The following is a 12,544-nucleotide window of genomic DNA, read 5'->3' on the forward strand; positions in this document are numbered from 1 at the left end:
GGACGGGGGCCGCGCACCGGCGGGCCGCGGCCGCGCGCAGGACCGCGCGGCCGTGCGGTGGGTGGCCACCCCGCCGCCGGGGTGGCCACCCACCGGGCTCAGACCGCTGCCAGGGCTGCCGACACGGCCCGGCCCGTCAGCACCTTCGCCAGCTCCTGGCGGTACTCCACGTCCGCGTTGCCGTCCGCTGTGGGGCTGGTGCCCTCGGCGGCGTGGGCGGCCGCCGCGCGGATGGTGTCGTCAGACGCGAACTGGCCGACCAGGGCCTGCTCCACCGCGGTGGCGCGCACCGGCACCGACGCCATGTTCGTCAGCGCCACCCGAGCCTCGGCGATCGTGTCGCCGTCCGTGCGGACCGTGGCCGCCACCGCGACCATCGACCACGCCTGGGCGACCCGGTTGAACTTCTCGTAGTGCGCCTTCCAGCCGGTGTGCTTCGGCACGCGGACCTCGACCAGGATCTCGCCCGGGTCCAGCACCGTGGTGAAGAAGTCCTGGAAGAACTCCGCCGCCGGCACGGTCCGCCTGCCGCTGCTGCTCGCGATCACCATCTCGGCGTCCAGCGCCAGCGCGGGGGCCAGCAGATCGCCCGCCGGGTCCGCGTGGGCGATCGAACCGCCGAACGTGCCCCGGTGCCGCACCTGCGGGTCGGCCACCGTGTCGGTCGCCCTGGCCAGCAGCGCGGCGTGCTCGGCGACCAGCTGGTCGCGCTGCACGTCGTAGTGCGTGGTCATGGCGCCGATGACGATCGCGTCACCGTCGTCGCGGACGCCCCGCAGCTCGGTGATCTTGCCGAGGTCGATGAGCGTCGTCGGCGCGGCCAGCCGCATCCGCAGCACCGGAAGCAGGCTCTGCCCGCCGGCCAGCACCTTGGCGTCCTCACCGGCCGCGGCCAGTGCCTGCACCGCCTCGTCCACAGTGGACGGGGCGACGTAGTCGAAGGCAGCGGGGATCACTGCGCACCTCCCGAAGCGTCGATGGAACCCAGTCCGCCGCCGGCTTCCGCGCCGACGCCACCGGCGTCGGTGCGGCCGCGGTGGATCGCCGACCAAACCCGCATGGGCGAGCACGGCATCTCGATGTCGTTCACCCCGAAGTGCCGCACGGCGTCCACCACCGCGTTGACCACCGCCGGGGTGGAGGCGATCGTGCCGGCCTCGCCGACGCCCTTGACACCCAGCGGGTTCGACGTCGCCGCCGTCTCGGTGCGGTCGGTGACGAACGACGGCAGGTCGGCCGCCGAGGGCAGCAGGTAGTCGGCGAACGTGCCGGTGGTGAGCGTGCCGCTCTCGTCGAACACCGCCTCCTCGTAGAGGGCCTGCGCGATGCCCTGGGCGAGACCGCCGTGCACCTGCCCCTCCACGATCAGCGGGTTGACCACCTTGCCCACGTCGTCCACGCACACGTACGAGCGCAACCGCACCCGCCCGGTCTCGGTGTCCACCTCGGCGGCGCACAGGTGCGTACCGTGCGGGAACGAGAAGTTCTCCGGGTCGAACACGGCCTCCGAGTCCAGCGTGGGCTCCATGCCGTCGGGCAGGTTGTGCGCGGCGAAGGTCGCGAACGCGACGTCCTGGATCGTCGTCGACGTGTCCGTGCCGCGGACGGTGAACTTGCCGCCCTCGAACTCCAGGTCGTCCGGCGAGCACTCCAGCAGGTGCGCGGCGATCGTGCGGGCCTTGTCGACGACCTTCTCGGCGGCCTTGACCACCGCGATGCCGCCGACGGCCAGCGACCGCGACCCGTAGGTGTCCATGCCCTTGTGCGAGGACTGCGTGTCGCCGTGGATGACCTCGATGTCCTCGAACGCCACACCGAGCCGGTCGGCGACGATCTGACTCCACGCCGTCTCGTGCCCCTGCCCGTGCGCCGAGGCGCCGGTCACGACCTCGACCTTGCCTGTGGGCAACACGCGGATGGCCGCGTGCTCCCAGCCGCCGGCCCCGTAGTCGAGGGACCCGAGCACCCGGGACGGCGCCAGGCCGCACATCTCGGTGAACGTCGAGATGCCGATGCCCAGCTGCACCGGATCCTTGCGCTCACGGCGTTCCCGCTGCTCCCGACGCAGGCCCTCGTAGTCGAACAGCTCCTTGGCGCGCTCGGTGGCGGCCTCGTAGTTGCCCGAGTCGTAGGTCAGCCCGCAGACCGTGGTGAACGGGAACTCCTCGTGCTTGATCCAGTTCTTCTCGCGCAGCTCCAGCGGGTCCATGCCCAGCTCGGCGGCCAGCTCGTCCATCATCCGCTCGATAGCGAACGTGGCCTCCGGCCGCCCGGCGCCGCGGTAGGCGTCGGTGAGCGTGGTGTTGGTGAACACGTTCGTGCACGCGAAGTGGTAGGCCGGGATCTTGTAGATCGCGTTGAACATGAACGCGCCCAGGATCGGCACGCCGGGGCCGACCAGCCCGTTGTAGGCGCCCATGTCGGCGAGCAGCTCGACCTTGAGGCCGGTGACCGTGCCGTCGCGGTTCGCGCTGATCGTGATGTCCTGGATCTGGTCGCGGCCGTGGTGCGCGGTCTGCATGCACTCCGAGCGGGTCTCGGTCCACTTGACCGGCTTGCCGAGCTTCTGCGCGATGAGGACCGCCATGGTCTCCTCGGGCAGCACGGCGATCTTGCCGCCGAACCCGCCGCCGACGTCCGGCGCGATGACGCGCAACTTGTGCTCGGGGATGCCGAGCGTCAGCGCGGTCATCGTCTTGAGGATGTGCGGCACCTGGGTGGCCGACCACATGGTGATCTGGGTGCCGGTCGGGTCGACCACGACCGAGCGCGGCTCCATGAACGCCGGGACCAGCCGCTGCTGGCGGAAGCGGCGCTTGAGCACGACCTCACCGCCGGACAGCGCCTCCTCGACGTTGCCGCCGGTGCCGGCCTCGCCCGAGTCGAAGACCCAGGTCGCCTGCTTGTTCGTGCCCAGGTCCTCGTGGACCAGCGGCGCGTCGTCGGCGATCGCGTTCTCCAGGCCGAGGACCACGGGCAGTTCCTCGTAGTCCACGTCGATGGCCTCGAGCGCGTCGGCGGCCTCGGCCTTGCTGCGGGCCACCACCACCGCGACGCCCTCACCGGCGAAGTTGACCTGGTCGGCGGCCAGCACGGGCCGCCGCGGCTGCTTCATGTCCGGCGTGATCGGCCACGCGCACGGCATGCCGATCGCGCTGTCCGGGTCGAGGTCGCGGGCCGTGTAGACGGCCACGACGCCCGGCATGTCCCGCGCCGCGGCCGTGTCGATGGAATTGATCCGGGCGTGGGCGAAGGGGCTGCGCAGGATCGCCACGTGCAGCATCCCGGGCAGCGTGATGTTGTCCGTCCAGCGGGTGCGGCCGGTGATGAGCCGCGCGTCCTCCTTGCGGGTGCGCGCCTTGCCGACCTCGGGCTCGATCGTCGACGTCATGTCACTCGCCCCCGCCCGCGAACGCGCTGGGAGCCCGGGTGACGTCGTCACCGGACACGCGCTCGGCCTCCGGGCCCGCGCCCGGGCTCATCCGCTGCGCGGCGTCGCGCACGGCCCGGACGATGTTCTGGTAACCCGTGCAGCGGCACAGGTTTCCTTCCAGCCCCTCGCGCACGGCGTGCTCGTCGGGGTTCGGGTTGTCGGCGAGCAGGTCGATCGACTGCATGATCATGCCCGGGGTGCAGAACCCGCACTGCAGGGCGTGGTTGTCGTGGAACGCTTCCTGCACGGGGTGGAGCTTGCCGTCGCGGGCCAGGCCCTCGATGGTCGTCACCTCGGCCCCGTCGGCCTGCACGGCGAGAACCGAGCAGGACTTCACGCTGTGCCCGTTGAGGTGCACCGTGCAGGCACCGCAGTTGCTGGTGTCGCACCCGACGACGGTGCCGACTTTCCCGAGCGTCTCCCTCAGGTAGTGAACGAGCAACGTGCGGGGTTCGACCTCGTCGGTGTAGCTGGTTCCGTCCACATTGACGGTGATGCGCATGAGGCCTCCAGTGGTGGGAGCTGGGTGATCGGCTTCACAAGCGAGCGTGCTACGTCCGTGCCGATCGGACAAGTCCTGGTTGGGTGACACTTCAACCCGGCTCCCGCAACTGCACGGAAATCCCCCGCAACACCGCCGCAAACGCGGAACAGCCTCGTACGAACTGACCACTCGCAGAGGTGCGAAAGGGCCCACTCGTGCACGCGCGAGAAGTCAGCCGTGGATGCGCCCGGACAACTCCGTGAGCCGTTTCCCGCCGCCGCCCCACCGCAACGCGATGATCTCCGCGGCGATCGACACCGCCGTTTCCTCCGGTGTGCGCGCCCCGAGGTCGAGCCCGATCGGGGAGGCCAATCGCGACAGTTCGTCCTCTGTCAATCCCGCCTCCCGCAAGCGGGTGAGGCGATCCTCGTGCGTGCGCCGCGATCCCATCGCCCCGATGTAGCCGACGTCCAGCCGCAGCGCGACCTCCAGCAGCGGCACGTCGAACTTCGGGTCGTGGGTGAGCACCGCGATCACCGTCCGCCGGTCGATCCGGCCCGCCTCCGCCTCGGCCTTGAGGTAGCGGTGCGGCCAGTCCACGACCACGTCGTCGGCCTCCGGGAACCGCGACGCGGTGGCGAACACCGGACGCGCGTCGCACACCGTGACCTGGTAACCGAGGTAGGAGCCCATGCGCGCCATCGCCGCCGCGAAGTCGATCGCGCCGAACACCAGCATCCGCGGCTGCGGTTCGAAGGAGCTGACGAACACCGCCATGCCCTCGCCGCGCCGCTCGCCCTCGAGCCCGTAGTGCAGCGTCCCGGTGCGCCCGTTGGCGAGCAGGCCGCGCGCGTCGTCGGCGACCGCGTCGTCGATCCGGTCGGTGCCGAGCGTGCCCGCGGTCCGGTCCGGCCACACGATCATGTGCCGCCCGCGCCGCTCCGGGTCCTCGTGCTCGATCACGGTGACGACGGCGACCGGCTCCCCGCGGTGCACGGAGTCCACGACGTCGCCCAGCTCGGGCAGGGTCTCCCGGTCGATCCGCTCGACGTAGATGTCGATGATCCCGCCGCAGGTCAGGCCCACCGCGAACGCGTCGTCGTCGCTGACGCCGTAGCGCTGCAGCACCGGCTCGCGGTCAGCCACGACCTGCTGCGCCAGCTCGTACACCGCGCCCTCGACGCAGCCGCCGGACACGCTGCCGACCGCCGTGCCGTCCTCGGTGACCAGCATCGCGGCGCCCGGCGCACGCGGGGCCGACGAGAACGTCGCCACGACGGTCCCGACGCCGACGGCCTCGCCCTCGCGCCAGCGCTTGTACAACTCGTCCAGTACGTCATGCATCGCGGATCTCCAGCAGCAGTCGTTCCAGGGTGGCCAGGCTGTGGCCGGCCAGCAAGCGGTCGACGTGCGGGAGCGCGGCCGCGATGCCGGACTGCACCGGAGCGTAGCCTTCGCGTCCCGCGTGCGGGTTCACCCAGAACACCGCGTGCGCCAGACGGCGCATCCGCGCCATCTGCTCACCGAGCAGGCTGGGATCCCCGCGCTCCCAGCCGTCGGAAAAAACCGTGACGACGGCGCGGCGCGCGAGCCCGCGCTGTCCCCAGCGGTCCAGGAAGATCCGCAGCGTCTCGCCCAGCCGGGTGCCGCCGGCGAAGTCGGGCACCGCGGTGCCGGCGGCCAGCATCGCGCGTTCCGGGTCGCGCTGCCGCAACTGCCGGGACACCCTGGTCAGCCGCGTGCCGAGGGTGAACACCTCGACCGCGGCCGGCGCCCGGCGGACCACGACGTGCGCGAACCTGAGCAGCGAGTCGGCGTACGGGCTCATCGAGCCGGACACGTCGAGCAGCAGCACCACCCGCCGCGGCCGGTTCGACCGGTTCCGGTGCACCAGGCGCACCGGTTCCCCGCCGCCGGCCAGCATCGCGCGCAGCGTCCGCCCCGGATCGAGCGAGCCGCGGCGGGCGGGCCTGCTGCGCAAGGACTTCCGCACCGGCGGTTGCGGCCGCAGCACCGCCATCAGCTCCCGCAGGTGCTCCCGCTCGGCCTTGGTCAGCTCGGCGAGATCGCGTTCGCGCAGCACCTCCGCGTCCGTCGCCGCGACCCGCAGCTCGTCGTTGTCCGACTCGGCCTCGCCCTCGCCCGCGGACTGGGACACCAGTGCCGCCATGCGGGACCGCTGCTCGCGGCGGACCGTGGCCGGCCGCGGTTCCGGCGGCGCGGCGGCGAACCACTGCGCGAACGCGTCGTCGTAGCGGATCAGGTCGTCCGGGTCCGAGCACAGCGTCAGCCGGCCCGCCCAGTACAGCTGGTCCGCCTCGCCGACGTCGAGACGCTCGACCGCGTCGAGGTAGGCCTGCACCCGCTGCGGCCCGCATGCGACGCCGGCTTCGCGCAGCGCGGTGGCGAAGCCGACGAATCCCGCCAGCGGATCCTGGGTGCTCACCTGCCCATTGTTACGCGAAAACCCGATGTGAGGGGTCGCGCGTGCCGAACCAGGTCGCGAACGCCTTCTCCAGCCCGTCGGTGCCGCCGTCCTCGGAGGCCCACGCGACGTGGCCGTCCGGCCTGATCAGGGCCTTGAGGCCGGGCCGCTGGACGCACCGGCCGGGCACCACGCGCACCCGCTCGTCGTCGATCCGCGCGCCGATCAGCACGGCCCGTCCGTCGTGGCAGTGGTCGGCCAGCCGGCTGCCGTCGGTGAACTCGAAGTCCGGCGCGCTGCGGCCGGCGAGGTCGTGCTCGCCGTCGACCGGGTAGCGGTGCAGCTGCCCGGACAGCTTCTTCGCCAGGTACGTCGAGCCGTCGCCGGTGGTGAGCAGGTCGGTGAGCACCGAGCGCAGTGCCTTGGCGCGCGGGTCCGGCCGCATCGCCGCGATCTGCGCCCGGGTCCACTCCAGCACCCACTCGCCGATCGGGTGCCGTTCGACGGTGTAGGTGTCGAGCAGCCCCTCCGGCGCGGTGCCGCGGATGGTCGCGGCGAGTTTCCAGCCGAGGTTGACCGCGTCGCCGATGCCGAGGTTGAGCCCCTGCCCGCCGAACGGCGAGTGCACGTGGGCCGCGTCCCCGGCGAGCAGCACCCGGCCCCGGCGGTAGGTGGTGGCCTGACGGGCGTTGTCGGTGAACCGCGTCGCGGACCGCAGCGCGGTGACCGTGACGTCCACTCCGGACACTCGGCGGACGCTCTCCTGCAGCTCCGCCACCGTGACCGGCGAGGTGCGGTCGGCGGGCGGGCCGTCGAACTCCACGGTCAGGATCCGCCCGGGCAGCGGGCCGTGCACGTAGACGCCGGTATCCGTGCGGTGCCAGCCCACCCCGAGCGCCTCGGCACCGTCGAGGTCGGCCAGCGCCTGGCGCCCGGTGATCTCCGGATCGGTGCCGGGAAAGGCGAACCCGGCGAGCTTGCGCACCAGACTGCGGCCGCCGTCGCAGCCCACCAGCCAGCCGGCGCGGACCCGGTCGCCGCCGAGGAAGACGGTCACGCCGTGGTCATCGGCGTCGAACCCGGTGACCTCGGCGCCCCGGCGCACGACCGCCCCCAGGCCGGTCGCGTGCTGCTCCAGCACCTTCTCGACGGACTGCTGGCCCACCAGCGTCAGCCGGGCCGCCGGTCCCGCGTCGCGGAACGCGGGGTCGGTGAAGTCGACCCGGTCCGAGCCGACCATGATCCCGCCGAAGTGCCCGACGAGCGGCGGCGGCGAGTTCCGCAGCCCCGTCCCGACCTTCATCGCCCGCAGCGCCTGGTCGCGCTCGGCCTCGAGCCGGTCCAGCAGGCCGCGCCGGTACAGCGCCTCGGCCGTCACCAGGTTGATCGAGCCCGCCTTGAGGGTCGGGTCGATCTCGGTGCGCCGTTCCACGACCAGCACGGTCGCCCCGCCGAGCCGCAGCTCGCCCGCCAGCATCAGGCCGACCGGCCCGCCCCCGGAGATCACCACATCGAAGTCCATGCGGACATGCTGCCGCAAAATCTTGTACTCGGTCAAATTTTTGATTCGGTATAGGATCGGCGTGTGGGACTGCGCGAAGAGAAGAAGCGGGCGACCCGGCGGCACATCTCCGACGTCGCGACCGGACTGTTCGCGGCGCGGGGCTTCGACGACGTGACGGTGGCCGAGGTCGCCGAGGCGGCCGGCGTGTCGAAGATGACCGTGTTCAACTACTTCCCGCGCAAGGAGGACCTGTTCCTCGACCGGCACGCCGACCGGCTCCGCGACCTGGAGCGGGTGATCCGGGAGCGCCCCGACGGCCAGGACGTGGCGACCGCGTTGCGGCGGTACCACCACGAACTGGTGGCACAGCGGCACCCGCTGGCCGGCACCCGGCCCGGCGCGGTGGGGTTCCTGAAGATCCTGTACGCCAGCCCCGCTCTGGTCACCCGGACCTACGAGCAGTCCCGCGAGATCGCCGACCTGCTCACCCGGCTGCTCGCCGAGGAGACCGGCGATCCGCTGGAGGCGCGGCTGACGGCGAACCTGGTGTCCGCGACCCTCGACTCGATCTACGAGCACGCCTGCCGGCGGATGCTGGACGGCGACGACCCCGACGACGTGCACCGCGACCAGCCCGCGGTGATCGACCGGGCCTTCGATCTCCTGGAGCACGGCCTGCGACGCTGATCTTCTTGCGCGGCAAGGGTTTTCCCCGCGGCGCGTCCGGCCGCCGAGCGGGCCCGTACCCGATACGGTCGCCGCGTGACCTACCTCGAGGAGACCCGCGCGGCGTACGACACCGTCGCGATCGACTACGCGAAGACGCTGGAGGACAACCTGGCGCAGAGCCCGATGGACCGGGCGATGCTGGGGGTCTTCGCCGAGCACGTGCTGGCCGACGGCGGAGGAGTGGCCGACGTCGGCTGCGGGCCGGGCCGCATCACCATCCACCTGGACTCGCTGGGGGTTCCGGTGTTCGGGATCGACCTGTCGCCGGGGATGGTGGCCGAGGCGCGGCGCCGGTACCCGCACCTGCGGTTCGAGATCGGCGCGATGGCGGAGCTGGACCTGCCGGATGAGAGCCTCGGCGGGCTGCTCGCCTGGTACTCGATCATCCACACGCCGCCGGAGCTGCTGCCGTCGGTGTTCGCGGAGTTCGCGCGGGTGCTGGTGCCGGGCGGGCACCTGCTGCTGGCGTTCCAGGTCGGTGACGAGCGCAAGCGCGTGGAGCAGGCGTACGGGCACGCCGTGTCGGCCGACGCCTACCGCCTGCCGCCGGACCGCATCGCCGATCTGCTGGCACAGACCGGGATCAGCGTGACGGCGCGGGTAGTACGCGACCCCGCCCACGAACTGGAGGCGACACCGCAGGCTTATCTGCTCGCCCGGCGCGACGGCTGAGCCCGCTGGACGGCAACCAGGCACTGGCCGAACCGATGGACCCGGAGCGCAAGCGGCGCTTCTTCCGGCTCATGGTCGAGATGGGGGACAAGGAGATCGAGGTCGGCTACCCGTCGGCCTCGCGGACGTCCTGCACCACCGCTTCCGGAGGTGCTCACGTTCGTGGAGTACGCGCTCGCCCGGGTCGGCTAGGCCAGCACCGTGTCGAGCTTGGCGCGGACGCGGTCGAGGTCCTCGGAGTACTTGAGCACCGCGCCGAGGGTCCGGGCGGCGACCTCCGCGTCCAGCTCGCTGCGGTTGAGCGCCAGCAACGCCTGCGCCCAGTCCAGCGACTCGGCGATGCCCGGCGGCTTCAGCAGCTCCAGCTCACGCAGCCGGCGGACGGCCGCGGCCACCTGCGTCGCGAGCCGTTCGCCGACTCCGGGCAGCCGGCGGCGCAGGATGGCGACCTCGCGGGCCAGGTCCGGGTGCTCCAGCCAGTGGTAGAGGCAGCGCCGTTTCAACGCGTCGTGCACCTCGCGGGTGCGGTTGGAGGTCAGCAGCACCAGCGGCGGGCGCTCCGCGCGGATCTCGCCGAACTCCGGGATCGTGACCGCGTTTTCGTCGAGCAGCTGCAGCAGGAAAGCCTCGAACTCGTCGTCGGCGCGGTCGATCTCGTCGACCAGCAGCACGCACGGCGACTCCTTGAGCGCCCGCAGCAGGGGGCGAGCCAGCAGGAACCGCTCGGTGAACAGCGACTGCTCGGCGGCGTCGACGTCCAGGTGCTCACTGCCGGCCTCCAGCGCGCGCAGGTGCAGCAGCTGGCGTGGGAAGTCCCATTCGTACAGGGCCTGCGCGGCGTCGATGCCCTCGTGGCACTGCAACCGCACCAGCGGCAGGCCGAGCGCTTCGGACAGCGACACGGCGAGCGAGGTCTTCCCCGTGCCGGGTTCGCCTTCGCAGAACAGCGGGCGCTGCATGCGCAACGCGAGGAACGCGGCGGTGGCGACGCCCTCGTCGGCCAGGTAGCCGACCCGGTCCAGCTCCGTCGCCAGCTCTTCGGGTGAGTTGACCTTCACGCCTCCACCCTAAGGGGTTGGGCCGTGGTTGACAGCCACTCCGCACCGGATTAGCTTTGCTTGCAAATCTACTTTGGGAGTTGAGATGCCACATCTGACCGTCCACGTCCTGGAGAGCGACCTCGCCGGGCGGGAGACCGAGTTGATCGAGGGCCTGACGGAGGCGATCGTCGCGGTGTACGGGGAATGGGCGCGGGAGATCGCGGTCGTGCGGCTGGTCGGGGTGCCGGCGAACCGGTGGGGCATCGGGGGCAAGCCGGCGGTGGCGCCGGCGCCGTCGGTGACCTTCGGGATCCGGGAGGCCGCCTTCGAGCGCCCGGACGCGGGTGACCTCGTGGCGCGGCTGGTGGCCGGGGTGACGGAGGCGGTGGTGGCGGTGTTCGGGGAGCGCGTGCGGCCGGGGGTGACGGTGGAGCTGGTGGGGACACCGACGGGGCGGACCGGCGTCGGCGGGGTTGTGGCGGCGTAGGACGGTTTGGCGGGGGCGGGGTTGTGGGGCATCCGGCGGGTGGGGCGGGGACGGCGGGTGTTGCCGCCTAGGACGGGTTGGCTGATGGCCGCGGCGATTGGGTTGGTGGGAAACCCGCCGCGTGAGCCGGCGCCCGCGGGGTTGCCGCGGGCTGGGTCGCTGGTGGCCCGGCGTGAGCAGCGTTGTCGCGGCCTGGTGCGCCCGGCTGGGCGCCGGGGCGGTCGCGGCTGGGCTGGGGGGACGCCCGTGGAGGTGGCGTTGCCGCCTAGCGGGGCAGGTCCGCTGGGGTGTCCACGTCCTGGCCGCCGCCCAGGTCGGCGCATTCCACCAGGCGCAGGTCGGTGCGGGCGCGGAGCCAGTCGCGGGCTCCGCGGTCGCCCGTGGCGCTCTCGGCGATCTCCTCCCACCACCGGCGGCCGAACAACACGGGATGCCCCGGCACGCCGTCGTAGGCGGCGCGCGCGACCACCTCCGCCGACGCCAGCGCACGCAGCCTCGCCACGATCCGCGCGTCCACCCCGGGCAAGTCGACCAGGTGCACCAAGACCGCCGGAGCTTCCGGCAGCGCGCGCAGTCCGGCCCGCAGTGACGCGCCCATCCCGGTGACCCAGTCCGGCGCCTCGACCGCGAGGTCGGGGGACGGCAACAACGCCCGCACCTCCGCGGCCTGCGCGCCCACCACCACCCGCACCGGGGCGCAGCCGCCGTCGGTCAGTGCGCGCAAAGCCCGGTGCAGCAACGGTTCTCCGGCCAGCTCGACCAGCGCCTTCGGACGGCCCATCCGCCGCCCCGCGCCCGCCGCGAGCAACAGCCCCGCGCACTCAACCACGACGCACCTGCACCGATGCCACAGCCACAATGGCCCACGGACGCCTCAAAGGCCGTCCCGCGCCCGCGAGCAACAGCCCCGCGCACTCAACCACGGCGCGCCTGCACCGGGGCCACGGCCAGATCGTCCTCGATTCGCTTCGCGGCGGCCAGCAGGGGCGGCACCATCTCCTCGACCACCGTCTCCCGCGGGGTGCGGCTCGCGTGCGTCGACACGTTCACCGCCGCGACAACCTTGCCCTGCCGGTCCCGGATCGGCGCCGCCACCGAGCGCAGCCCCTCCTCCAGCTCCTGGTCGACCAGCGCCCACCCCTGCTGCCGCACCGCGGCCAGCTCCGCCCGCAGCGCCGCCGGGGACGTCAGCGTGTGCGAGGTCAGCGCCTGCAGCTCGGCCTGCTCCAGGTAGCGCGCGAAACCCTCGTCGTCCAGGCCGGCGAGCAGCACGTGCCCCATCGACGTCGCGTAGGCCGGGAACCGGGTGCCCACGTTGATGCTCACCGTCATGATCCGCGACACCGCGACCCGCGCGACGTACACGATGTCCGCCCCGTCGAGCACCGACACCGAACTCGACTCGCGCACCTCGGCCGACAGCCGTTCCAGGTGCGGCTGCGCGACCTCCGGCAGCGTCATGCTGGACAGGAACGCATACCCCAGCTCCAGCACCCGCGCGGTGAGCGAGAAGTACTTGCCGTCCGTGCGCACGTACCCGAGGTCGACGAGCGTCAGCAGGAACCGCCGCGCCGCGGCACGGGTCAGGCCGGTCGAGCGCGCCACATCGGACAGCGTCAGCTCGGGCGCCCCGGCGCCGAACGCGCGGATCACGGCCAGGCCGCGCTCCAGCGACTGGACGTGGTGCGCTCCGCGCTCGGCCGGTTCCTCCATGCTCGCCAATCTAGCCGCGGCGCGAAGCGCCTCCGTTGAGGGTGGTGGTGGGTGACG

At 72.4% G+C, this 12,544-nt stretch carries 12 protein-coding genes; 3 read left to right on the plus strand and 9 right to left on the minus strand.

All coding sequences use genetic code 11. The features are described 5' to 3' along the window. Positions 1-98 precede the first annotated feature (98 nt). The 6 genes from IE290_RS31135 to IE290_RS31160 form a co-directional block, all read right to left on the minus strand. Complete coding sequence (locus tag IE290_RS31135; RefSeq protein WP_191248306.1) at positions 99-956, minus strand: FAD binding domain-containing protein; 858 nt, start codon at positions 954-956, stop codon at positions 99-101. After that, positions 953-3,391: a xanthine dehydrogenase family protein molybdopterin-binding subunit gene (locus IE290_RS31140; protein WP_191248307.1), complete on the minus strand. Its 2,439-nt coding sequence runs from the start codon at positions 3,389-3,391 to the stop codon at positions 953-955. The genes IE290_RS31135 and IE290_RS31140 overlap by 4 nt, the downstream gene beginning before the upstream one ends. A 1-nt stretch (position 3,392) precedes the next feature. Beyond that, positions 3,393-3,935 (minus strand): (2Fe-2S)-binding protein, encoded by a 543-nt coding sequence (locus IE290_RS31145; RefSeq protein ID WP_191248308.1) that lies wholly within the window; start codon positions 3,933-3,935, stop codon positions 3,393-3,395. Between the two features lie 213 nt (positions 3,936-4,148). Continuing rightward, positions 4,149-5,261 (minus strand): XdhC family protein, encoded by a 1,113-nt coding sequence (locus IE290_RS31150; protein ID WP_191248309.1) that lies wholly within the window; start codon positions 5,259-5,261, stop codon positions 4,149-4,151. Next, positions 5,254-6,363: a vWA domain-containing protein gene (locus IE290_RS31155; protein ID WP_191248310.1), complete on the minus strand. Its 1,110-nt coding sequence runs from the start codon at positions 6,361-6,363 to the stop codon at positions 5,254-5,256. The genes IE290_RS31150 and IE290_RS31155 overlap by 8 nt, the downstream gene beginning before the upstream one ends. A gap of 10 nt (positions 6,364-6,373) precedes the next feature. Continuing rightward, positions 6,374-7,864, minus strand: a complete 1,491-nt coding sequence (locus IE290_RS31160; RefSeq protein ID WP_191248311.1) for an FAD-dependent monooxygenase — start codon at positions 7,862-7,864, stop codon at positions 6,374-6,376. A gap of 63 nt (positions 7,865-7,927) precedes the next feature. On the opposite strand from IE290_RS31160, the gene IE290_RS31165 reads away from it, so the two are divergent. Then, on the plus strand, positions 7,928-8,533 hold the full coding sequence (locus tag IE290_RS31165) for a TetR/AcrR family transcriptional regulator (RefSeq protein ID WP_191248312.1): 606 nt from the start codon (positions 7,928-7,930) through the stop codon (positions 8,531-8,533). Positions 8,534-8,608: 75 nt separating this feature from the next. Next, positions 8,609-9,247 carry a class I SAM-dependent DNA methyltransferase gene (locus IE290_RS31170; RefSeq protein ID WP_229874832.1) on the plus strand — a complete coding sequence of 213 codons (639 nt, stop codon included), beginning with the start codon at positions 8,609-8,611 and terminating at the stop codon, positions 9,245-9,247. 188 nt (positions 9,248-9,435) lie between these two features. Here IE290_RS31170 and IE290_RS31175 read toward each other — a convergent pair whose 3' ends face one another. Further along, positions 9,436-10,305 carry an AAA family ATPase gene (locus IE290_RS31175; protein WP_191248313.1) on the minus strand — a complete coding sequence of 290 codons (870 nt, stop codon included), beginning with the start codon at positions 10,303-10,305 and terminating at the stop codon, positions 9,436-9,438. A gap of 85 nt (positions 10,306-10,390) precedes the next feature. Between IE290_RS31175 and IE290_RS31180 the strand changes: the two genes are divergently transcribed. After that, positions 10,391-10,774, plus strand: a complete 384-nt coding sequence (locus tag IE290_RS31180; RefSeq protein WP_191248314.1) for a tautomerase family protein — start codon at positions 10,391-10,393, stop codon at positions 10,772-10,774. A 265-nt stretch (positions 10,775-11,039) separates the two neighbouring features. On the opposite strand, the gene IE290_RS31185 is transcribed toward IE290_RS31180, so the two are convergent. Together IE290_RS31185 and IE290_RS31190 are read right to left on the minus strand one after the other, a co-directional pair. After that, complete coding sequence (locus IE290_RS31185; protein WP_191248315.1) at positions 11,040-11,603, minus strand: nucleotidyltransferase family protein; 564 nt, start codon at positions 11,601-11,603, stop codon at positions 11,040-11,042. An 86-nt stretch (positions 11,604-11,689) separates the two neighbouring features. Next, on the minus strand, positions 11,690-12,487 hold the full coding sequence (locus IE290_RS31190) for an IclR family transcriptional regulator (protein WP_191248316.1): 798 nt from the start codon (positions 12,485-12,487) through the stop codon (positions 11,690-11,692). Between the last annotated feature and the right edge of the window lie 57 nt (positions 12,488-12,544).

The sequence above is a fragment of the Amycolatopsis deserti genome, from assembly GCF_014653945.1.
GTDB lineage: Bacteria > Actinomycetota > Actinomycetes > Mycobacteriales > Pseudonocardiaceae > Amycolatopsis_E > Amycolatopsis_E deserti.

Coding starts and splice junctions, on each gene's coding strand:
- IE290_RS31160 (WP_191248311.1), bottom strand. CDS start 7,864: ATGGACTTCGATGTGGTGATCTCCGGGGGCGGGCCGGTCGGCCTGATG.
- IE290_RS31190 (WP_191248316.1), bottom strand. CDS start 12,487: ATGGAGGAACCGGCCGAGCGCGGAGCGCACCACGTCCAGTCGCTGGAG.
- IE290_RS31140 (WP_191248307.1), bottom strand. CDS start 3,391: ATGACGTCGACGATCGAGCCCGAGGTCGGCAAGGCGCGCACCCGCAAG.
- IE290_RS31150 (WP_191248309.1), bottom strand. CDS start 5,261: ATGCATGACGTACTGGACGAGTTGTACAAGCGCTGGCGCGAGGGCGAG.
- IE290_RS31180 (WP_191248314.1), top strand. CDS start 10,391: ATGCCACATCTGACCGTCCACGTCCTGGAGAGCGACCTCGCCGGGCGG.
- IE290_RS31145 (WP_191248308.1), bottom strand. CDS start 3,935: ATGCGCATCACCGTCAATGTGGACGGAACCAGCTACACCGACGAGGTC.